We start from the raw sequence: 21,678 nt of genomic DNA, 5'->3' as shown, positions 1-21,678 counted from the left end.
AATTCGGCCGCGCCCGGTGTAGCGGCCGGGTGTAGCGCCGAGCGCAAGCGCAGGTTATCGCCGGAACAGATCTAGCAAAGAGACAAATGACCGAAGAGAAATTATCATGAAGGCGATAGTTGTGACGGATCAGGCTGCGGGAACGGCCGGGATGAAGCTGGTGGAGCAGCCCGCGCCGCATGCGGCGATAAACGAGGTCATCGTTCAGGTTCATGCGTCGGGATTCACCTCGGGCGAGCTGACATGGCCCTCGACCTGGACCGATCGCCTCGACCGTGACCGGACGCCGACAATTCCCGGCCAGGAGCTGGCGGGTGTGGTCACCGCTCTCGGCTATGGCACGACGGGGCTGTCGCTGGGACAACGGGTGTTCGGTCTCTCGGACTCGTATCGCGGCGGCACCTTGGCGGAGTATGTGGCAGTGGAGGCACGCAACCTCGCGCCGCTTCCGGGCAACGTCGACTTCACGGTGGGTGCGGCCGTGGCGATGCCGGGCCTCACCGCGTGGCAGGGACTGTTCGTGCACGGCCGCCTTCGGGCGGGGCAGAGCGTCCTCGTGCACGGCGCGGCCGGCGCAGTCGGTTCGATGGCGACGCAGCTCGCACGTGAGGCCGGCGCCAACGTCATCGGCACTGGTCGCGCTGCCGACCGTCAGAAGGCGCGTGAGTTCGGCGCGCAGGAGTTCGTCGATCTCGAGAACGACAGTCTCGAATCCGTCGGCCGAGTCCACCTAGTTTTCGATGTCATCGGCGGCGATGTCGGGAAGCGGTCGGCAGGCCTGATTCAAGCTGGAGGAACGCTGGTAACCATCGCCGGGCCGACCGAGGCGCGGCCTGCCGACGGCCTAGCGATCGACTTCGTTCTCGTGTCCGATCGCGCCCAACTATGTGAGATCATCCAGCGGGTGCGGGACGGACGACTGCATACAAACATCGGCAACATCGCGTCCCTCAACAATGCCGTCGCCGCTTTCAATCCGACCAAGCGGATCAGCGGGAAGACGATCATCCGAGTTCGTCCGTGAGGAAACAGAGAAGGCGAGCGGTTCCCTCTCCCATATGGATTGTCGGTGCCTTGCACTTGGGCCCTCTACGCGCCGCGCCGGGCTGTGCCCATTCATCCCACCGTCTCCGAGCTGATCCCAACGGTCGTGCTAGGCGCCAAGGAATCCACTCGATGGGCACGCAAGAGCAAAGCGGTTATCAAATGTTTCCGGTGCTGGATGCGGCACGAGTCGAGACGGCACTACGCTTCGCAAGCGGGCTGGAGCGGCGGCGCGGTTATCGGTTCAAGGGCCGTGCGTTGATACTGCCTCCGGACGATGGCGACTCTTTGATGATCGCCAACTTGGTTCGGCGAGAATGGCCCGGCGTATCCTGTCGATCACGTTGTCAGAATCGAAACCACTTCTATCATCCCATTGATGTCTCCAGCCCACATCTTTGCTCCACCCTCTTCGAAGTCAGGACGAAATCAGGAGCACCTACAAAAGTACGGTGTGAAACCTCTCGGGACATAGCTGCACCGCCAGAACGAAGACCGACCGACACCCAGAGCGAGAAAGCCCATGAAGATCCGAACCATCATCGCCGCCAACTGCGCCGCCCTCGCCCTCTCGATGGCCAGCCCCATCTCCGCCCATGATAGCGGAGCGCAAACCGTCGCGAAGAACTTCGAGGCGGCCATTCCCAATATCCCTGGCAAGTCGCTGATCGCCGTGGAAGTCGATTACGCACCCGGCGCGGCCTCCGCGCCCCACGCCCACGCGAAGTCGGCTTTCATCTACGCCTACGTGATTTCGGGCGCGATCGAGTCGAAGGTAAATGACGGCGAGACGCGCATCTATCGGGCGGGTGAGAGCTGGTCCGAACCGCCGGGTGCGACCCATTCGATCAGCCGCAACGCGAGCAAGACCGAACCGGCGAAACTGCTCGCTGTCTTCATCCTCGACACCGATGATAAAGCGCTGACCACTCCCATCAAATAACGAAACGCACTCGGCAGCGCCACCGTGCAAGATCGCCCCGGAGATGGCCGGAAGGCCCCGGGCCGCGCGGAGCCACGTAGGATTCGGCGGGGCCGATGTATGCAGCGCCTGCCATCAGGCAGCGCCATGCCGCAAGGGCGCCAGGTCGGATGCTGATTTATCCAATCGCGAGCTGCCGTGCGCCCAGGCAGGACTGCATCGAGACATCGGCAAAGTCCGATGTGATGACGGTCTGCTCGTCGCAATCTGCCGGAAAGACACACTGCAGAGCACGGCGATGATCGCGATCATGATAGGCCTCCTCGTCGCGATGGCCGTCTGGGCCGATGCGCATAGGACTCGCGGATGCATTGTCCCGCTGCTCCCGAACCGGATCAGTCGGCGGAAAGGCATTTAGGTCCGTTGACGCCGACTTCGACACTTCGCGCGGGTAGAAAGGAGAGGGTATAAAAACCCGGTGACGGGGTCGGTGGTTGTAACGCAACGGTCGTCAGATCGGTCGAGTTAGTACGCTCGGGAGGACGCACGTCTGCTCTACATCTAGGCCAATCGGTCCGATTGCGCGGTGGAAAGCAGCGCCACGAGACCACGCGAACGGCGTTCCTTCTAACGTGGCCTCCGCCGCAAGCCCGGGCGACGCACACCGCTTCGTTGCCTGCGCAGACACCGGTATGTCGCCGTGGCTCGTGACGAAGATGATCGGTTTGCCCCAGCGAACTCGCGCTGGAAGACGCGGCAACCCTCTTAAGATGTTTTTCGCGATGTGCTATTCGCGCGGCCCGACGCTGGGGTTTCAGCCGAAGTTCGATCTCGTCCGCCCGATAGTCGCTGAGGGAAGCTGCCCATCAGCTCATGTATGCCAATCGTATTCAGCGCTCGGCAGCTCGGGCCAATGCTTTGGCGGCATCGTCGAGCGAAGCCTTCTCGCCTTGCCGCTGGTAATGGTCGGCAAGGACCTTAAGCTGAACCGCAATTGCTTGGTCAGTCATGGTTTCGGCAGTGCGAAGCAAAGTCTGCGCTGTCTTCAAATATTCCTTCCCTCGTTGTGATATCTGGACCGTCATGACGCCCTCGCCCGGTCGTGGTCGAAAGGGATTAGGAACCACCAGTTGTGGTCACTTTCGCGGCGGGCTTTGAAGCGATCGACGCACTTCCTGGAGCAAAGCGGCGTTCGCCACGAATAATGCCGGACAAGACCAAACTTGCCCTCACAGACCGCGCATCGCCTAGCCTTGTCAGACCCAAGACGTTCCAAGCGGTACGGCATTGTTCTCTCCTCTTGGCCCGTGCGCATTTCGGATGCACTAAGAGTAAGAGGATTGTCACCAACGGCTCAATTGAGCGCAGGTTGAGCTCGAGCACTCCAAAGTGGGCGGTACGACGATACGAAAGCTTAGGGCGCTCGGACGAGACGTGCAATGAGCCGGCTTGAACTGCCCCGAGGCGACGGCTCGCTCTCGCAGTACTAAAAGCCGCGTCGCCCTGCTCCACACGAGGTGCCGCAAGAGCTATCCGCCGGGGTACGGATCGCGACCGACGCATGGCTTTTCCAAGCCTTGCGACGCGACGGGACATAGAGTGATCGCGAAGTGCTCTTTCTTGTCCCCTACACCGTCCGACATCCTGAGTACCTCTACGACGGCTGATCGCAGACGGGCCGGACGCACGCGCGCACAGCGCTCTTGGTGACGATATCGACGATATCTCACGCCTATCGAAAGCATGTCCAAATGGAATTTCTAATTTCGTCCGCTGTATCTGATCTTTGGATCTGCTGGGCGGGCCGAGCACACTCGGCCGCCTCTAGAAGGATCGAAACTATTGCGCGGACCCGCCGTGATGCGCGCGGGCAAAGGAGACCGATGAAATTACCGGGGATTGTCGGCCTGGCTGTCGCTGTCTCTCTGCTCGCCGTCGCCCTAGCGGCGCTCGCGTAGATGAGCCTAGCGGCTCCGGCCGGCCCGAGCGCGAACCTGCGTCAGGCAGACTGCTCCGCATAAAGCGGCCCACGTTTCTGCCGTACAGGGGCCTCTCAGATGGATGATCACGCGATTACCCTGCGATCAAAAGATGGACCGCAACTCGGATGACCAATGACCAAAGCGACAAAACCTTCCACCGCCAACGACCTCAACGATTACGTTGCTCGGCCGCGCCACCTCTGAACCCGAGCTAAGAAGGGATGTTCGCAATGAAAGGCGCAGGAAAGATTGGAGCGTTTGTCGCGGTGCTCGTACTTGCCGGAGCAACCGCGAATCCCGGGTACGCACAGGACGCCGAGCACGGCAGAACCGTCTTCAAGCCTTGCGCAGCATGCCATGCAACGGATCATGACAATCGCGTCGGGCCGGGCCTGGAAGGAATCATCGGCAGAAAAGCAGGTACGGTTCCCGGCTTCCGCTACAGCGACGCTATCAAGAATTCCGGCATCGTCTGGGATGCAAAGATCCTCGATGCGTATTTGGAATCGCCACAGAAGGTGGTTCCCGGAAACAGGATGCCCTACGCAGGGCTGAAGGACTCGACGGACCGGGCGGACCTCGTTGCCTATCTTGCTACGTTGAAGTAGCGGCTCGTTGAGCGAGGCGTCAGCAATGCGCCTGCGTGGACTATGAGAGCATTTCGACGCCCCTTACAGAATGGATTGAATGCCTGACTTGAGCGACACAGACAAATTTCAGGATTCCCCAGGTGTGTCGAAACCGACCGCGGAGGTTTCAGCGCCTTCCTCGGAAAGGAGTACGATATCGATTTGTTCGAAATTGGTGGTGGGTCAGGAGGCATCCGCGCTGCGCGCGTCGCGTCGGGACATGGCGCGAGAGTAATGCTCGCCGAGGAGTACCGGCTGGGAGGAACGTGCGTCATCCGCGGCTGCGTGCCGAAGAAGCTGTTCGTCTACGCGAGCCGTTTCAGCGACACTTTCGACGAAGCCGCGGAATTCGGCTGGCGCCTGTCGCTCCCGCATTTCGACTGGCCGTCATTGGTCGCCGCTAAGGATCGCGAGATTGCACGCCTGGAAGGGCTGTATGGAGCCGGTCAAGAAAGTGCGGGCGTCGAAGTCGTGAGGTCTCGTGCTGTGCTCGAGGACGCGCATACGGTGCGCCTCCTCAAAAGCGGCCGTCGCGTACGGGCACGCACGATCCTGATAGCGACAGGCCCACGGCCCGAATTGCCTCGCTTCGACGGCATCGAGCTCGGCATCACCTCGGATGCCGTCTTCGACTTGAAGACATTCCCGAGGAAGCTTGTGATCGGCGGCGCCGGATACATCGCAATGGCTTTCGCTGGCCCTCTTTGCCGCGTTGGGAAGCGACGTCACTGTCGTCTGCCGCGGAAGCAATGTCTTGCGCGGCTTTGACGAGGACGTGCGCCAGGCGATCGCCGGGTTTCTTACACAAACCGTGGCATTAAGCTGATGTTTAGCGACAGCATCCGCCGCCTCGAACGACGGGACAGGGACGGCCGCGACGGCGACCATGCAGGAAGGATCGACGTTACGACTGAACAGGGCGGAAGGCTGATGGCCGACCAGGTGCTGCTCGCCTTCGGCCGCACGCCGAATACGACCTCGCTCGGGCTCGACCGCGCCGGGGTCAAGACTGGGGCAGACGGCGCTATCATTGTCGACGCGAGCTCCCGCACGAATGTCTCGAGCATCTACGCCGTGGGTGACGTGTCGAACCAGTTCAACCTGACCCCCGTCGCGATCCGCGAGGGCCACGCGTTCGCCGACAGCGTGTTCGGCAAGAAAGCGTGGCAGGTCGACTACTCCAATGTGCCGACGGCGGTCTTCTCTAGCCCGGAGATCGGCTCCGTTGGCCTGACGGAGCTGGAAGCGAGGGCGCAGTACCCTGCCGTCGACGTCTACCAGGTTCGCTTCCGGCCATTGAAGGCCGCCGTGACGGGCGATTGCGAGACCGCGCTTTTGAAGGTCATTGTGGATTGCGCAACGGACCGGATCCTCAGGGTCCATATCTTCGCCGAAGAGGCCAGCGAGATGATCCAGGTGCTCGCCATCGCCATCGGCAGCGGAGCCACCATGAAAGACTTCGTGTCGGTCATGGCCGTGCACCCGACGATCTCTGAGGAGATCGTCGCAATGCAGACTCCGACGGTGCGGTACGATCGGCGCGACGCGTCGACACCGCTCGTCCCAAGCGCCGCCGTTTGACGCGACCGGCGCGTATTCGGAATGCTCCCTCGGAAAGCTGCGGACCAAACGCCACTGCACGCCAGAGAGGAGTGCGCTCGCAGTGATGCGCAGGATGCCTGAACTACCCGCTCGTCGGCTCGCCGCGTGCCGCCCTTACGTGCGAACAGTCCGCAGTCCTGAAGGTGAGCGCGATGATCCCTTCTATTTCCACACGACGCCCAATCAAGCCAAAGATTTCAAGAACAACATCGACCCATGCGCCATCCATTCCCATGTCCGCTGATGCAACGTTGGCGTCGCCGAACTGTCGCGCTCTTCTCGGGCGATGCGAGCCGCATCGCTGTTCGTCGCTGATTGCGCGGGCATTCAAGGCCGTGCGTTACCCGGTCCTATCCAAGATCACGTAGATGAAGCATCAGTCCACATCCCACGGGGCCGCCGCGATCGGTCACTCATCACTCTACGCGGCGCGCGACCTTTGATTTATTATCCTACTTCAGCAGCGCCATCCGGCTGATCGATCGATGTCGCTCGGTCGAGGTACGACGTGCCCGCGCATGTCCTAGACTTAGGTATGCTCTTCTCAGCTGAAGTACGATATGGAGCACCTTCTGTGCAATGGTGTGGGCAATCTCTTTATGATTAGCGTTGGGGTACAACCGCGCCGATTTGTCGAACCGCAAAGACGACAGCAAGAGCTCACCGATGAGAATCATAGTTGATACCGCGTTGCCGGGTTTTGCTCGCAAGGCGGCTGAGTCAGCCTCCGACGTCGCCGACGTCATTCACAATCTGATCATGGACGTGCGCGACTGTTACCGGCCCGGGCTGCACTACATGCGCGGCCCCGGTCTTAAATGGCGCAACAAGCATCAGACCTGGCTACTTGATTCTGAAGCCGTACCGCCGCCCGAGCAGCACCAGCCGCCGACGGTGTACATACGCCCCTGCGACGCGGCTAATCCGGCTCGATAGCCCGGCCAAGGTTCCGACATGTTCGTCATACGGGGTTTCCTGTTTGCCGTCTCGCTCTCGATCAATCTGGCGACAATGTCGAGGGCCGAATCCTCGGAATGCGCCCGCAGCTGCGATGTAGCCTCTGCTCGCACTGGTTGGGCGGCAACCCGAGGCTGGATGCTGCACGGCGTTGCCGCCCTTTCCATCGCGTTGCTCGGCACCGCGGCGATGCTGGGTGGTTCGGCGCGCGCGGGCGCCGCCCTCGAATTACGCAAATTGCCAATGAAGTTTAGCTGGATCGCTTGCCAGCCGAATTGCCGAGGTTGGGTCAGCGCGGTCGGCATCGTGACGGCCGATACTCCGAGGGATTTCGATGAATTCGCGCGCGGTCGACAGCTTGGCGGCGCGACAATCGTGCTGGATTCCAGCGGCGGTTCGGTCAATGAAGCGATCGCGCTCGGACGGCGCTGGCGCGATCTCGGGGCGCTGACCACCGTCGGCGTGAGCGTTCAGACCAACACTGTGCAGAGCGCTCCTTCCGACATGGCGCCCGTGGCCTATTGCGACTCGATGTGCGTGTTCCTGCTGCTCTCGGGCAAGACGCGTTACGTGCCCGAGACTGCCCATGTTCGGGTGCATCAGATCTGGATCGGTGACCGCGCCAATGATGCCAAAGCCGCGACCTACAGCGCGGATGATCTGATGATCGTGGAACGCGATGTCGGTCGTCTCGCGAAATACACCTTCGACATGGGTGGCGCGGGTGATTTGTTGTCGCTATCGCTGAACGTGCCGCCCTGGGAAGATCTGCGTGAACTGTCGCAGGAAGAGTTGCGACTGACCGGGCTCGTCACGACCCATATGGTTGATCAGCCGGGCAACAAGGCAGCGGTGGTCGAGCTGACGCCGAAGACGGTGCGGGGGCGCTTCGTAAGCAGCGCGGTTGCGACCGAGACAAATCCACAGCCAGCAATATCAACCAAATCGGCTGAAGCTATGGGGCACGCGGGCGGCGTGAGCGCGGTGGCCCCGCTTGGGCAAGAGTAGCGGGTATCCCCTCTGAGGACCTATTGATGGTTTCCCCTATAGCCAACCGACGCGAACGGCATATTCATGGCCGATTTCCGAAATGTGTCATGCTCGTTTCAAAAGCGGCTCCCGGGATGTCCGCCCTTACCCTCATCATCAACGGGTCTCCCCCGATTACTCGAACAACTTTCCGACTAGCCGTGCCCACTACCCCGGCGAATCAAGCGGGTGCACATTTCGATTGCTTCGCCTCGCACGAGCGGAGAGCACTGGAAAGGCCACGCACGCTTCCGTCAACAGCCCCGAAAAGATCGGCTTCCGCCGTCCCGTCGCCACGATCGCACCGCGCACAGCGTCATCCTCCCAAAGGTTCATGTTGCGGCGGTCGATCGCGACCACTTCGGGAATCACAGCGTGACTCGCGGGCATCAGGGGACCGCTGTAGACCTTGGTGGCGGACGTGGACGCCACGATCGGCATGCCGAAAACGGTGGCAGTGCGCGCTAGGTTATTCAGAAGCATTTGGCGATCGATCGATCCCACGCCGAAAGCAAGTCCGGCTTGCTGATCGACCAGCACCAAAGTGCAATCCTTCCGCTCCATCCGGATGTCGGCTATCGCCCTCTCGGTTTCAGGTCCCTGTGTCATGTTTCGTTAACTCCGGACACTGGCGAGTTATCACCGCGGCTTTGCTTCTGCTCCCGACAGCATAGCTTTAAAGGTGATTTCGATGAGCTGTTCAGGAAAGGCCAGTCTCGGCACACCGATCAGATTACTGGCGCACTGAGGTCGTGCCGTGCCGTAAGCCTCCTTGCGCACCTTGCCCGCGGCGGCGAATGCGGCGTCGACATCGACGACATACAGCGTCTCCTCGACGACGTTGTCCAGCGTCGCTCCGAAACGCGCCAAAAGCTTGACGGCATTGGCGTAAGTCGCCCGCATCTGCTGTTCCATCATCGAGAACTCGGCCGGCTTGCCGGTTTCATCGAGAGAAGCAGGCGCTATTAGGTTCCCCTTCTCGTCGTGGCTGAGCTGGCCGGAGACATGGATCGTGTTACCAAACTTGATCGCCTGTGCGTATCCGTAGGCATCTTCCCACGGCACACCGAAATAGACGGCCTCCTTACCATTTACTGCGGCGGCGTTTATGACCTTACGTTGCATATCGAGCCTCCTGTCTTCTCAATCCGGCATCGCGTGTCGGTGGCGGCACTCAAAGTTTCGTTTCGACGATGCTTTGGAGAATGACCTTGCCACGCCGGCGAGAGAAATTACCTCTCGCAATAGAGTCGATAGACCATCGTTATTGCCGTCGCGCCGCGGCACGAATAGCGAGGAATGCCACCAACCGCGCATTCAGAGATTTCCCGTTGCCCCAGCGCTGAAAAAGGCAAACCGAGCCAAACGAGAGTTGAGCGAGGCGTCCCACTTGCACCAATACGTTGAACGAACGTTACGGCTCGTGGACGCGTGCATCGCCCCAGCCGCGCAGATGCGACGTGGTTGGTCGCGACACCTGTATTCGAAGCTGTCGCGGAAACTGTCCGCTACCTTCAGGAGCGGATCTTCGTCAGAGCGAACTGAGGTCTCGGTTGGGAGCCAAAAGGCAACCTAAGTCGTCCGGATCAGCTCGGATCGAGTGGCGGGTCGGACGGCTTGGCTGTGCCACCAGCAGACCTGAGGGTGCAAGAACAGCTTGATCGTGGAGCACGCCAATCCACCTTGAAGCGGCATCATGGTCAAGGACGGGGGTGCGTTGCCACCCGCGATCTGGGTTTGTCCCAGGCCGGCAACGGGACTCTCTGCGGGTGCGTCTGGTGGCATTCCTCGCTACAGGGTCACGCGGCGCAGCGGCAATAACGATCGTCTATCGACTCTATGGCGAGAGGTGATTTCCGTCGCCGGCGTGGCAAGGCCATTTTGCAAAGCATCGTCGGGCGCGCTTCGGGGCAACGCTGGACAACGTCGTCGACGGGACGGAGAGTCGGATGATGTCAAACAACGCTGCGGCCATTCCGCTTCGGACAGCCGCTCCGGATGACCCCGTTCTGGCGCGGGTGTTAGCCGCTTACGTAGCATCGGCGACAATCTGGCTCGTATTGACCACGGCCGTGGGACTTTTAGTCAGCTTCAAATTCGCCTATCCGGATTTCGCGACCACGCCGGCGCTGTCGTTCGGACGGCTGCGCGCGATCCACACCAACGGAACGTTTTATGCCTGGGCGAGCCAGGCTCTGATCGGACTTGCGCTGTTCATCGCCGCGCGCAGTTCGGGCGCGCGGCTCTACAGCGAGCGCCTCGCATGGATCAGTCTTGCGCTCCTTAATCTCGCCGCGGTGCTGGGCACGGTTACACTCGATTTCGGTTTCAACTACGGTCAGGAGTATCGCGAATGGCTGTGGTGGATTCGCGTAATCCTCGGACTTGGTTTGATCACCGCGGTCTGGAATATGATCGCCACTGTCGAGCTCCGGGATGGCGAGGATATCTATATTTCTAACTGGTACACTATCGGGGGCACGCTGTGGACGATTGTCATGGTCGTGGTGTCGATGCTGCCCTGGTACCAGTTCGGACTGGGTCAGGTCGCTGTACAGGCCTTCTTCATGCATAACGCCGTCGGACTATGGTTCACGCCCCTATCGCTCGGTGTGTCCTACTATGCGCTGCCGAAGCTCCTGAACCGTCCGATCTATTCGTATTCTCTTGGCGTCTTTGCATTCTGGACCAATCTCATCTTCTATCCGATCGTCGGCGCTCATCATTTTGAATTCAGTCCATTACCGTGGTGGCTGCAGACTACGGCCATCGTTTTCAGTGTGGCCATGCTGGTTCCGGTGCTGAGCGGCACCGCGAACTTCCTTCTCACCTTCCGGGGGACCCACGAATGGATATATCGCTCGCCCGCGGTGTTCATCCTGGTCGGCGTCTACGGCTATCTTCTGGGTTCGGCGCAAGGCACATTCGAGGCATTCCGCTCGCTGCAGCAGCTCTGGCATCTGACCAATTACACCGTAGGGCACTCGCACCTGACGATGTATGGCTTTGTCACCTTCGCGATCTGGGGCGGAGTCTATGCACTGTTGCCGCGCGCCACCGGCAAGTATCCCTACAACCTGGCCATGGGCATCCATTTCTGGCTGTCTGCCGTCGGTGTTGTCATCTACGTTGCGGCGCTGTCGGCCGCCGGCACCATTCAGGGGCTCGATTGGTTTCGAGGACTAACCTTCATCCAGTCGGTCGAAGATGCCGCGCCATACTGGTTGTGGCGCTCCGTCGGCGGCTCGCTGATGTTCGCCGGCCATCTCGTTTTCGCTTTCAACGTCTGGACAATGACCTACGGTAGGTCCTACGCCGCGCTTGCCGCAGCCAAGACGGTGCCGGCATGAACAGGTCACTGGCGATTTCTGGCAGTTCAACGCTGATCTACACTGGATTGGCAATTCTTATGGGCGTGCTGCCGGGCATCTGGCTATCGAGGGTACCTCCGACGCCGGGCCTTAAGCCACTGACCCCGCTTGAGGCGCGAGGCCGGGATGTCTATGTCTCCGAAGGCTGCTTCTATTGCCATACCCAGCAAGTACGCCCGCTCTCCGGAGATAAGCCCTTTGGCCGTCCTTCTGCGCCGGGCGATTATGCCTATCAGACCACGGAATTGCTGGGTTCGGAGCGCAACGGTCCCGACCTGAGCAATATCGGCACGCGGCAATCGAGCAGCATATGGCAGTACATCCATCTCTATCAGCCGCGCGCAGTGGTGCCGCAATCGATCATGCCGGCCTTTCCCTGGTTGTTCAGGGTTGTGGACAAATTACCTCCCGATGAGAAAGCGGTGCCATTGCCGCCCCAGTTCGCGCCAGGCGGTACCGTCATCCCCAACGACGACGGCAAGGCGCTGGCGGCCTATCTGTTGTCACTGAAGCAGCCCGCGCTCGTTTCGACGCAGCCCGGCGCCGCGCCTTTGGGTCCATCGAGCAGGCCCCTGGGGTTTGATGCCACCAAGGGTGCAGCATTGTTCGCCGATAACTGCGCATCCTGCCACGGCGCGGAAGGCAAGGGTGTGCCGGGAACGTTTCCGCCGCTCGCCGGAGATCCGGTGGTTAACGCCGCCAATCCCACGGCACACATTGGCGCTGTGCTGCACGGACTTAGCGGAAACGTGATCAACGGCCACAAATATGAAGCGCCGATGCCAGCGTTCGCGGATCAATTGTCGGATCAGCAGATCGCCGATATCATCGACCACGAGCGCTCCTCGTGGGGCAATCGTGGTGCCTTGATCAGCGCGGCTGATGTCGTCGCGGCGCGCGCCAACGAACCACTGCAGAACCGGGCAACGCCGCCGGAACAGGTCTCGCCGGTAGCGGCCCCGGCACCGACGTTCGATGCCGCGGAAGGATCGAAGCTGTTCGCCGACAACTGCGCCGCCTGTCACGGTGCCGAGGGCAAAGGCGTGCCTGGCACATTTCCGCCACTTGCGGGCGATGAGGTCGTTAATGCCACTGACCCTACCGAACACATCAGCGCCATGCTGCGCGGTCTTAGTGGCAAGGCGATCAATGGCCAGAAGTACGAAGTAGAGATGCCGCCGTTCGCTGACAGACTCTCTGATCAGCAGATCACCGATATCATCAATCATGAGCGCACCTCATGGGGTAACCACGGGCCCTTGGTGACGCCCGCCGACATCACGAAGCTCCGCGCCAAGAAATAGGAGGCGACGATGACCGATACGATTGCCGCTTGGATCCTGTCGGCGCTTGGCTACCTCTGCACTGCGCCTGCGACCGCTAATGGCGCTGGCGATCATGGTCTTGCCGGACCACTACTCGGCAACGTGCTGGTGGCGGGCGCGGCTGGGCTCGTGACCCTCAGCTGCATCGTGGCGGCGCTGCGGATGCTCGTCGCCCCCGGCGAACGGGATCCCAATCATCCAAAATACCGCGTTTTGGACGCCGACCGTTAGAGGAATGCAACACGTGCCCGATCCGCGCATCCGCATCTATCTAGACGACACGCCCGATCCGGTCACCGATCAGCGGCCGCCGGCCGAGATAGCGCTCGACACCAAGAGCCTTGCCGACGGCGAGCACGGCCTGCGCATCGAAGCCCAAGACGCCACCGGCCAGGTCGGGGTCCGACGCCTTCGATTCCAAGTCCGCAATGGCCCCGGGATCACGGTCACCGGGCTTGGTGATGGTGCCGTCGTTCACGGTACGGTGCGCCTCATGGTCAACGCGTTTGGAGCGGAAGAGCCGTTCGAGCCGCACCGGGCGGAATCGCCCTCGCCGATGCCGGTTTGGGTGTGGGTGCTGAGCCTACTGATCGTTGCTTGGACCGCCTGGTATGTCGCAACCCTTTGGAACGTTCCGGCGGATTACGCGAAGACACCAACCTATTCCTCGTCAATGAATCCATTCAAATAGCGCGCCCCGAGATCAAACGAGCTCAACGAGGAGCTGCGGCTGCTGATCCATCCGGCTATCCGCAGGTTAAGACGAATACACGCGTTCATGATACATTGCGTGGAGGCGAAGAAACGCGATCTGATCGAGGGGCTTTATCTCTTGACGACGGAGGCTTCCCCTTGGGGTTAGCGTGATGCAGCACATGATATTTCGATCGCCGTTCTACTACCTTCATCGTTCCGCTATGAACACCGGGGATGGCAGCCTGCGTGCGCGTTTCAGCTCGACCCCTTGGAGTTGAACGGATGTATGGACGCATTCGGCGCACTCGCATCCGAAGCGCAAACTCCACTCTCGTCGAAACCGGCACTCTTCTCGACTTTGTCCAGCGCTGCTTTTCGCTTTCGGGCGAGTGTCGATTGATGAAATACGCTCCGAATGAAGATGCCCGTGCAAAGACCACCACACCAGAGTTATGCCGTGCGGCAAAACGTGCAGGCGCCGATTTTATAGCTACTTGCGCAGCGCGAGAACTCGGCGAACTCTTCAAGAAGCAAGAGGTTTGATCGTGGAAATTCGACTCGGTACCAGGCGAAGTGATTTGGCCAGTTGGCAAGCCAGCCACGTCGCCGATCTTATTCGTGGCGTCGAGCCGGCCGCTGAGGTACGCTTGGTCACGTAAGTTCGGCTGGTGATAAAGATCGACGGTCGCCCTTTCAGCAATTTGGCGGCATCGGAGCATTCACGAAGGAGAGCGAAGACACGCTTCTGCGCAACGAAGTTGACCTGGTCGTTCATTCGCTCAAGGATCTTCCAACCAAATTGCAGTCCGGCTTGGTATTGGCGGCCGTTCCCAAGCGAGAGGATCCTCGCGACGCCATTTGTGGTGTTACGCTAGATCAGCTACGACCGGGGCTGCGCGTCGGCACTGGATCAATTCGCCGCAAAGCTCAACTTCTCGCTCTATGCAGTGGTCTGGACATTCGACCCATCCGAGGGAACGTTTCTCCAAGGCTGCGTAAGGCAAAGAACCGAGAGGGAATAGACGCAACTCTATTGGCAGCGGCCGGGTTGTCCCGACTAGGATTGCTACATGAGGCCTCACAGATTTTAGACGCCCATGTTTTCCCGTATGCAGTCGGTCAAGGTGCTCTCGCGGCCGAAGCTCGCGAAGAGGATACGGCACTCATAGCGCTGCTTCAAAAGATTGAAGACCGGCAATCGCGCTCCGAAGTGGATGCAGAGCGCGCACTGATGAGAAGTCTCGATGCGGGTTGCAGCCTGCCCGTCGGGGTCTCTGCCACATGGCTCGCCGGGACATTAACACTTCGAGGACAGGTGACTCATCCGGATGGCCAAACGAAGATTGTCGATGAAAGTGTGGGTCTGGCCGATCAAGCCGACGCAATAGGCAGAAGTCTCGGGCATAAACTCCTCCAGCAAGGAGCGGAGGAGATATTGAAAGCGGCAGTCCATACAGCGGAAGAGCAAAGGCCAATCTGAATTCGCTAGCTGGCATGACGACTTATGTTCTTGGGAAGCCACGCCCATCTGGGGACTTACACCTCGGCGCAACCAAACTGACGAAACTGAATATCACGATGGGGCGACCGCCTTCTCCGAACTTACCTGTTCGAGGCCGCGACATCCTGCTTTATCGAACGCAGAAATGGTCCTCCCGCAAGGCCTGGGGAATTAAGCTCGCCAAGAGGATTGGCATGAGGAAGGCGAAGCTCGCTATCGCGGCGCAAGATCGCCGTTGTTCTGCACGGCATCTGGGTCGACGGCACATCGTTCGACTTTGGCCAGGCGAAGGAAGCCTGACCCGATTTTGTAAAGTTCCTGGTACGGTCTGCCGGACTGGCGATGTCCCGCTGGGACCGTGTTGTGGCGACCTCGTTCAATTCGGCTGCTGGCGGCTTGACTGTACTCCGCTGCAGACGTTGAGGTCGTCCGACCCGGACAGCATCATGAGGCGCTGCGCGACCTCGGAAACGACCATGACCCGAGCGAAGACATCAACCAGCCCGTACGATCCAATGCCTGGCCAGCAGAGCATGTATCAGCCGCGCCCGCGCCGTCTCCGCAACCCCGACCAGCTCCGACGGCGCGGACGCTACCATCGTGCCATGGGCGAGTTCAAATGTAAGGTTGACAACAAACCGCAATTAACGGGCTGAATGACACGTGAGCAACTTGACTCATGTCAACGATTGAAAAAAAGGTTCGAGGCCCATTCTGCGTCTTAAACGTCAGACGCGCCCCTTCTTCCAGATTGATAAAGTTGGTGAGACGAGCATCCGCTGGAAAACTGGCGTCTGGTCGCCGAGAGTCTAGCTGCCGGTGGAGACAGCTGGACGGCACCGATACTCGCGGCCCTCTTCGCCCGCGACAGTGTCTTGCAGAGGAGACCAGATGACTTCGCGTGTCGTTTTCGCAGAAGCCTGTTTTCTCTTGCTCTAAGGACGCAATTTTGTCGCGATGAAAGTGACCCCAAAGGCCGCTCCCAACCGTTGCTCGCCAAAGTCATCCGCGACGGAGGCTGTGGCGCCTTGCGGTCGATGGTGCCTACATGCGATGGATACTTCAGCTCGACCCTAGCGGTTCCGAGACCTGTTGGCTCCAAGGAATGAGGCTGTGATGGCCCGGCAGATATGGTGTGCCAGCGGCAATCTCGAATCAACGGTTTTACAGAAGCACAACGCCGAGCACATACATGCCGACTAGCAGCGTGAGACTGCTAACCGTAATCGTGAGATAGATCTGATGCATTGCGACCTCTCGGAAACGGCGCCATTCAGGGCTTGTGATTCAAGAGAGCCTCTTCTTACCGGGTCGGTGTTATTCGGCCCATCCATAATCATGGGACCCTTCTTTGATCGGAAGGGAGCTGAGAAAAGGCCGACGGGCGCTACGCCGCCGACCTCTTCTTGCAACTGCCGGCTCGCGGGACCGGTTCCGCTGCGACTTTCGGCACTCAGCCGTTTGACTCACTGCTATCTCAGAACGATTACTTAGGCCATGGCACCCTTGTATCGCGTTATCGTGCTGAGGGAGGATCGCATTCCACAATCGGAATGGTCTGATCATACGTTGGTCTATTTCTAGCCCTCGACGAGCAGTAAACCCTCATTGTCTTCGGTTTAAGTCGCCTTTTTGAATAAATCTGGGGTTGCTGATCCTGTCAGCAATTGGATCCAATTAAATGCTATGCGCGTGCACCGAGATGCTGTGCTCGGGGAGCAGGAGTTCGCGCGTTTTCCTGAATTCCTCAGGATCCCCACCACCGGCACAATGTGCATGTAGGCTGTCATTAGCGGCGGGGGCATTCAGTAAGGGCCTTTGCCCCGAGGCGCAGTCCTAATGGCGGTCGCGCGCTCATTGCGAGGCCTTGAGGTGCCTGATCGCCGCTGTGGCAGCGGCGCGGGCTGCCGGCGGCAATGCGGTCGTGAACATGAATCCCGGAGCGTAAAAGCGCACAGGATCGATGACGTCGGCGCTCGCCGGGATGTAACTGCCGAGCGCCTTCGCCAGTGTACCCTCGACCACGCGCCGCGTGTGAGGCGCTCTCACGCGCGTCGATGCGGGCGCCAGCAAGGCCGTACATGCCTGCCGAATGAACCTAATCGATCTCATTGCGCTATTGCCCCGCGAGATCGCAGATGCGGTTCACTGAAGAGATGTCGCTGTCCCCGAGTAGAGAGCCTCCAACAAGATCAGCTTCGGCCACTCGGGGGCCTCCCGCCATCTTCGATGTGGCCGACGTCGTTGTGCCGCTAGGTCTTGTTTTTCACTCCGGCATGCCGCACGCCCCCGATGATCGAATTATTGTCTAGGGGTCCGAGAGCATCACACAGTCATTTTGGAAGCGCGGGCCTTGGTTCTGGTCGGCCATGATCGCTCAAAGATTTCTTCCTGCAATGTTGCCAGTCCATCTCCTGTGTGCAGCCAACCGGTTTCTGCCGATAAGGTGCGCGCTTTCATTGATCTTGCGTCGACGAGGCTGACGAGAGTCTTCGCGGGTCTCCAGCCGCCTGGCTTCTAGGCGGCGTATGTGCGCTTTGGCCCAAAGGATCGCCCGGAGCGTGGCGACGTCAATTCGGCTTTCCGAGCACGGAAGCGAAGGGCACAACGAAGAGCTCATCGCCCCGGTCGTCGCTGACATGCAGGACCCAGTCACGCCAATCCTCAAGGCTGCGCTCGCTGGTTAAAGATTGCACGACACGGGTCGCGTGATCGCGCGCCTCAGCAAGATCGTCCACCACGGCGCCGCGGCGATCGACGAAAACCTTCTTCGTGTTCGAGCAGTGAAAATATACCTGGGTCATGTTCGACCTCCTTCACATGCGACGGTTCGCCGCGATACCTCAGCGTGTTGGTGTTCTCGACGGCCGGCGGATACGACGGATGGAATCGGTGGTGTCTCGAGGATTTGGCCGGCAGCGACTGCTACTCTCGTACCAATAGGTAGAATCATCCAAAAATCTCCACGATCCCGCATAAGCACCCGCGGATTACTACACCTGCATGCCGGTGCTCTGCGGCGCCTCTTCGATAAGCTCTTGGCGCGGAGCTCCCCAGAGCAGGGCAGTCCCAACAACGGCCGAAAGAATTGACGCGGCGAACACGGCAATCTTGGCGGCCGAGAAGTCCGTGTCGCCTGGAAACGCCTGCCCGGCGATGAACAGCGACATCGTGAAGCCGATACCAGCGAGGCATCCCGCCCCGGCCAACTGTCGCCACGTGTACTCTGCCGGCTTGACGGCCATGTCAGCGCGCACGGCCGCAGCGGCCGCGAGGAAGATGCCGACCGGCTTTCCTATGGTGAGGCCCGCAATGATCGCGGCCATGAGCCAGCCGTGCCCAACGAAGACGCCGGGGTCGATCGTCACGCCCGCATTAGCCAATGCGAAGATCGGAAGGACAGCGTAGCTCGACCGCGCGCCGGCGCGCCGTAGCAGCCGGTCGGCGGGCGATTCAAGTCTGTCATGGATCGCGTCGAGCGCGTGCAGCGCCGGGGTGGAGGGGCCATGCCTGAGAACTTCGCCCTCGTGCCGGGCCTCGGAGGCGATGATGGTGCTGGCCTGCGTCATCAGGGCAGTCAGATCGGCCGGCGGGCGAGTCGGAATGAACAACGCCAGTATCACGCCAGCCAGCGTCGCGTGTAGGCCGCCCGTGTAGACGAACGCCCACAACGCGGTGCCCAACAGGAGGTAAGGCGAGAGAAGGTAGACCCTCGATCGGCTCAGTAGCGCCAACGCAACCACAACCGCCGCGGCCGCGGCAAGGTAGGCCGGATGGATCTCGCCAGAGTAGAACACTGCAACGACGACGATCGCACCGATGTCGTCGACGATGGCCGCCGCGGTGAGGAAGATACGCAGCTCGACGGGGACGCGGTCCCCCATCAAGGCGATCAAGGCAATCGCGAACGCAGTGTCTGTCGCCATTGGAACGCCCCACCCGTGCGACCACCGCCCCGCCGGGATAACCAACGCATACAGAAACGCGGGCGCGACCATGCCGCCGAGCGCGGCCGCGATCGGAAGCACAGCGGAGCGGCTGCTTGCGAGGTGGCCGACCGTCATCTCCCGCTTCACTTCCAATCCCACAACGAGAAAGAACACCGTCAGCAAGCCGTCGTTGACCCAATGGAGGATGGACATCCGAAAGGCTGCGTTGCCCGAGCTCACGCCCAGCTCCTGGCGCCAGAGCGCCTCGAACGTCGGCCTGATCGGCGAGTTCGTCACGACGATCGCCGCCACGGTCGCGAGGACCAGCAAAATGCCGGCGGACGGACCCCAGCTCGCGAACTCCAAGGCTGTCGTACGGACGCGGTGGCCGAGCGTGCCGAGCATTGCATCAACAAGAGAACTCTCGTCCCAGGGCCCGTCATAGCGCCGCCGGTTGATGTAGAAGGTCGGCGTGAATCTCACGCCGCTTGCGCGAGCGCTTGCGACGTCCGCCTCCACCCTCGCCCTCGCGCGCCGTACGGCGTCGCTGTTGCCAAGCGCGAAGTCGGCGTTCACACCGAGGTCGGCGGCCACCGCGACGAGGTCGTCCTCTGTGAGCTGCGTCGACCTCGTCATCAGCTTGATATGCGCGGACCAGAACGCCTCGGGCGTCTGAGCAAGCTCAGCGAGCTCGGCGGCCCGAAAGGAAATGCTGTTGTCCGCGAGCGGCCTGTGGCGGAAGGCATAGCAGACGCGGTCGCCAAGTTGGTCGCGTGCTTGCGCGATGCGCTCGTTGGCAGCCCTGCAGTGCGGGCAGGCGTAGCTGCCGTACTCGACGAGCGAGATCTCAGCATCGGCGGCGCCGAGCACGTGGTCCGTCTTTTGGTCGACCGGACGGTCGAGGCGGCCGGGCGGGATCATGAGCTGCTGCATCGCTTAACCAGTCCAGGTGTTCGCGCCGCTACGACGTTGGCGCAGCCGTCGCCGGTTTGATGACGTGGAATACGCCGCCGTCGGGTGACGGCGCGTACGCTATTTCCGTACCGACGGTACTGCCGGGGAGCCCAGCTGCGTGCGCGCGCGGGAGGAAGAGGCGCACCAGCGTGCCTGAACCCCGCTTGCTCTCTATACTGATGGCGCCGCCGCAGCCTTCGGCGAAGCGCTGGACCTGGGGGAGCCCGAGACCGGTGCCGCTGTCCGCGGGTTTTGTCGAGAAGTACGGGGTGAAGGCCTGCGAAAGGACCTCCTCGGGCATGCCCTCCCCGTCGTCGGCGACGATAATCTCGACGAATGCCCGGGCCGCGCCAGACGAAGGTTCGACGTTCCGCGCCGCCACGGTGATCACGCCGAAGTCCGACATAGCATCGGCCGAGTTTCGACAGAGATTCAGCAGCGCAAAGTACAGCTCTTCCGGATCAGCGTTGAAGTCCCATAAATCAGGGGCGATCTCGGTGCGGATCGTAATGTCCGGACGCAACGCCCGGTCAAGGGTGACCGCTATCGCTGCGAAGCGAGTGCCTGAGACAAACCCGTCGATCGACTTGGGGTGCGGTCGCGCAGCGTCGAGGAGCTGCCGGGAAAGCAACGCACCTCGCGTGATCGCCTCCTGCATTTTGTCGAGGATGGCCTTTCGGTGCGCAGCATCGCTCTGGCACTCGAGCAGCTGCAGTCCGCTACCGATAACGGCGAGAAGGTTATTGATGTCGTGGACGAACTGCGCCACGTCCGCTATCGCCCTCACCCTCGCCCGCCCGCCAGCCGCGAGCGCGCCTCCGGTGTCGGATCGCGGACGGGTGTGGCACATCCCCGAGACCTTGCCGTCGGACCCGACGAGCGGGATCTCCACGTACCTGGACGCGATGAGCCCGCTACCGTCATCGCGTACGTCACGCACGCTTGCGTTGATCGCACGCTGCATTCCAAGCGCAAGCCCGGCGCGGTCCCCGAGCACGACGACATCCTCCAGGGGCGGGCTTTCGACCGCGCCGGGGAATGATACACCCATTGTCTCTTTGATCTGCATGTCAGACCTTCTGGCTGCGACTGTTTAACGGAACGCAGATTTTAGCCCTTACGCGAGGGCGGGGGACGATGGCTCGAAGGTTGAATCCATGCCGGTCAAAAGGAAAATCACCTCTTGCCATGGAGTCGATAGCCGACCGTTATTGGAATGGATGAGAGGCGCTTGGCGCCGCGGCGGGAGCTTGGCACTTCCCTCCGCACCGCCTCGCCGTACCAGGACTCTCGGCGACCGCGAAAAGGTGTTTCACGTGCCTATCCGGATAGGCCGTAGTAAATGCGGCTGACGAGACGATCATAGCTTTACCGGCCCGTTCCACGGCAATAACACTGGTTCCGCAAGCGCGATCGCGAGGCCGAAGCGCCAGCGTACACACCCGCCGCAATCAGAATTGCGAGTATAGCCATGACCCAGAGAATCGCAGGACGGGCTGCCCTTGAACTCGCACTCCCCTACTGGATCGATGTTCCGGGAAAGGAACGCTCGCCTCTCACTCTGAACTCGGCGGGCGGCACAGGCTTCTCTTTTCTTCCGGCTTTTGTGCGGTGGCTATCACTCGCACCGATTTCCAACTCTCCAGTCACTGGTTCAAAATCCCCGCACCCAGGACCTCGAAATCGCCCCAGCCCGGAACGCATTCGAGGGCGCCTACGCGCGACAAGTTGTCCTTC

Annotated in this window: 18 protein-coding genes and 2 pseudogenes; 13 read left to right on the top strand and 7 right to left on the bottom strand. The window is 60.8% G+C overall.

What is annotated here, in order from left to right; translation table 11 throughout:
* Window positions 1-106: 106 nt before the first annotated feature.
* Both GA0061098_RS05755 and GA0061098_RS05750 read left to right on the top strand, forming a co-directional pair.
* On the top strand, window positions 107-1,024 hold the full coding sequence (locus tag GA0061098_RS05755; protein WP_091954596.1) for an NADP-dependent oxidoreductase: 918 nt from the start codon (window positions 107-109) through the stop codon (window positions 1,022-1,024).
* 543 nt (window positions 1,025-1,567) lie between these two features.
* A complete protein-coding gene (locus GA0061098_RS05750; protein WP_091954593.1) occupies window positions 1,568-1,987 on the top strand; it encodes a cupin domain-containing protein in 420 nt (139 codons plus the stop codon).
* An 869-nt stretch (window positions 1,988-2,856) separates the two neighbouring features.
* Here the strand turns inward: GA0061098_RS05750 and GA0061098_RS05740 are convergent.
* Entirely contained in the window at window positions 2,857-3,051 is a 195-nt protein-coding gene (locus GA0061098_RS05740) for a hypothetical protein (RefSeq protein ID WP_091954591.1), read from the bottom strand.
* A 1,127-nt stretch (window positions 3,052-4,178) separates the two neighbouring features.
* Between GA0061098_RS05740 and GA0061098_RS05730 the strand changes: the two genes are divergently transcribed.
* The 4 genes and pseudogenes from GA0061098_RS05730 to GA0061098_RS05715 all read left to right on the top strand — a co-directional run bounded on the left by GA0061098_RS05730 (window position 4,179) and on the right by GA0061098_RS05715 (window position 8,144).
* Window positions 4,179-4,556, top strand: coding sequence for a c-type cytochrome (locus GA0061098_RS05730; RefSeq protein WP_091955263.1), 378 nt, complete (start codon window positions 4,179-4,181; stop codon window positions 4,554-4,556).
* Window positions 4,557-4,733: 177 nt separating this feature from the next.
* Window positions 4,734-6,158, top strand: a pseudogene (gene gorA, locus GA0061098_RS47395) (glutathione-disulfide reductase).
* A 630-nt stretch (window positions 6,159-6,788) separates the two neighbouring features.
* On the top strand, window positions 6,789-7,115 hold the full coding sequence (locus tag GA0061098_RS05720; protein ID WP_129590815.1) for a hypothetical protein: 327 nt from the start codon (window positions 6,789-6,791) through the stop codon (window positions 7,113-7,115).
* A gap of 159 nt (window positions 7,116-7,274) precedes the next feature.
* Window positions 7,275-8,144, top strand: a complete 870-nt coding sequence (locus GA0061098_RS05715) for a COG3904 family protein (RefSeq protein WP_165637176.1) — start codon at window positions 7,275-7,277, stop codon at window positions 8,142-8,144.
* 189 nt (window positions 8,145-8,333) lie between these two features.
* Here GA0061098_RS05715 and GA0061098_RS05710 read toward each other — a convergent pair whose 3' ends face one another.
* Window positions 8,334-8,774, bottom strand: coding sequence for an isochorismatase family protein (locus GA0061098_RS05710; RefSeq protein ID WP_245323168.1), 441 nt, complete (start codon window positions 8,772-8,774; stop codon window positions 8,334-8,336).
* Between the two features lie 30 nt (window positions 8,775-8,804).
* Window positions 8,805-9,290: a Rid family hydrolase gene (locus tag GA0061098_RS05705; protein ID WP_091954582.1), complete on the bottom strand. Its 486-nt coding sequence runs from the start codon at window positions 9,288-9,290 to the stop codon at window positions 8,805-8,807.
* An 824-nt stretch (window positions 9,291-10,114) separates the two neighbouring features.
* Here GA0061098_RS05705 and GA0061098_RS05700 point away from each other — a divergent pair.
* From GA0061098_RS05700 to GA0061098_RS47390, 7 genes and pseudogenes are all read left to right on the top strand, one after another.
* Window positions 10,115-11,515 carry a cbb3-type cytochrome c oxidase subunit I gene (locus GA0061098_RS05700; protein ID WP_208610625.1) on the top strand — a complete coding sequence of 467 codons (1,401 nt, stop codon included), beginning with the start codon at window positions 10,115-10,117 and terminating at the stop codon, window positions 11,513-11,515.
* A complete protein-coding gene (locus GA0061098_RS05695; RefSeq protein ID WP_091954578.1) occupies window positions 11,512-12,840 on the top strand; it encodes a c-type cytochrome in 1,329 nt (442 codons plus the stop codon). Before GA0061098_RS05700 ends, GA0061098_RS05695 begins: the two co-directional genes overlap by 4 nt.
* A gap of 9 nt (window positions 12,841-12,849) precedes the next feature.
* Complete coding sequence (locus GA0061098_RS05690) at window positions 12,850-13,092, top strand: hypothetical protein (protein ID WP_091954575.1); 243 nt, start codon at window positions 12,850-12,852, stop codon at window positions 13,090-13,092.
* A gap of 13 nt (window positions 13,093-13,105) precedes the next feature.
* Window positions 13,106-13,552: a cytochrome C gene (locus tag GA0061098_RS05685; protein WP_091955255.1), complete on the top strand. Its 447-nt coding sequence runs from the start codon at window positions 13,106-13,108 to the stop codon at window positions 13,550-13,552.
* Between the two features lie 287 nt (window positions 13,553-13,839).
* On the top strand, window positions 13,840-14,100 hold the full coding sequence (locus tag GA0061098_RS43560; protein WP_129590814.1) for a hypothetical protein: 261 nt from the start codon (window positions 13,840-13,842) through the stop codon (window positions 14,098-14,100).
* A 166-nt stretch (window positions 14,101-14,266) separates the two neighbouring features.
* A complete protein-coding gene (gene hemC, locus GA0061098_RS05680; RefSeq protein ID WP_245323177.1) occupies window positions 14,267-15,037 on the top strand; it encodes a hydroxymethylbilane synthase in 771 nt (256 codons plus the stop codon).
* Window positions 15,038-15,089: 52 nt separating this feature from the next.
* Window positions 15,090-15,358 (top strand): annotated as a pseudogene (locus GA0061098_RS47390) (IS110 family RNA-guided transposase); the annotation flags it as partial.
* A 1,554-nt stretch (window positions 15,359-16,912) separates the two neighbouring features.
* On the opposite strand, the gene GA0061098_RS43555 reads toward GA0061098_RS47390, so the two are convergent.
* The 4 genes from GA0061098_RS43555 to GA0061098_RS05660 all read right to left on the bottom strand — a co-directional run bounded on the left by GA0061098_RS43555 (window position 16,913) and on the right by GA0061098_RS05660 (window position 21,010).
* On the bottom strand, window positions 16,913-17,107 hold the full coding sequence (locus GA0061098_RS43555) for a hypothetical protein (RefSeq protein WP_129590813.1): 195 nt from the start codon (window positions 17,105-17,107) through the stop codon (window positions 16,913-16,915).
* A gap of 521 nt (window positions 17,108-17,628) precedes the next feature.
* Window positions 17,629-17,862: a DUF6894 family protein gene (locus GA0061098_RS05670; RefSeq protein WP_091954572.1), complete on the bottom strand. Its 234-nt coding sequence runs from the start codon at window positions 17,860-17,862 to the stop codon at window positions 17,629-17,631.
* A gap of 189 nt (window positions 17,863-18,051) precedes the next feature.
* Window positions 18,052-19,920, bottom strand: coding sequence for a Na+/H+ antiporter NhaA (gene nhaA / locus GA0061098_RS05665; RefSeq protein ID WP_208610624.1), 1,869 nt, complete (start codon window positions 19,918-19,920; stop codon window positions 18,052-18,054).
* 28 nt (window positions 19,921-19,948) lie between these two features.
* Window positions 19,949-21,010 carry a two-component system sensor histidine kinase NtrB gene (locus GA0061098_RS05660; RefSeq protein WP_091954569.1) on the bottom strand — a complete coding sequence of 354 codons (1,062 nt, stop codon included), beginning with the start codon at window positions 21,008-21,010 and terminating at the stop codon, window positions 19,949-19,951.
* Between the last annotated feature and the right edge of the window lie 668 nt (window positions 21,011-21,678).

Source organism: Bradyrhizobium shewense (assembly GCF_900094605.1).
Lineage (GTDB): Bacteria > Pseudomonadota > Alphaproteobacteria > Rhizobiales > Xanthobacteraceae > Bradyrhizobium > Bradyrhizobium shewense.
Note: the sequence above shows the minus strand (reverse complement) of the source record. Positions and strands in the feature narration are given on the sequence as shown.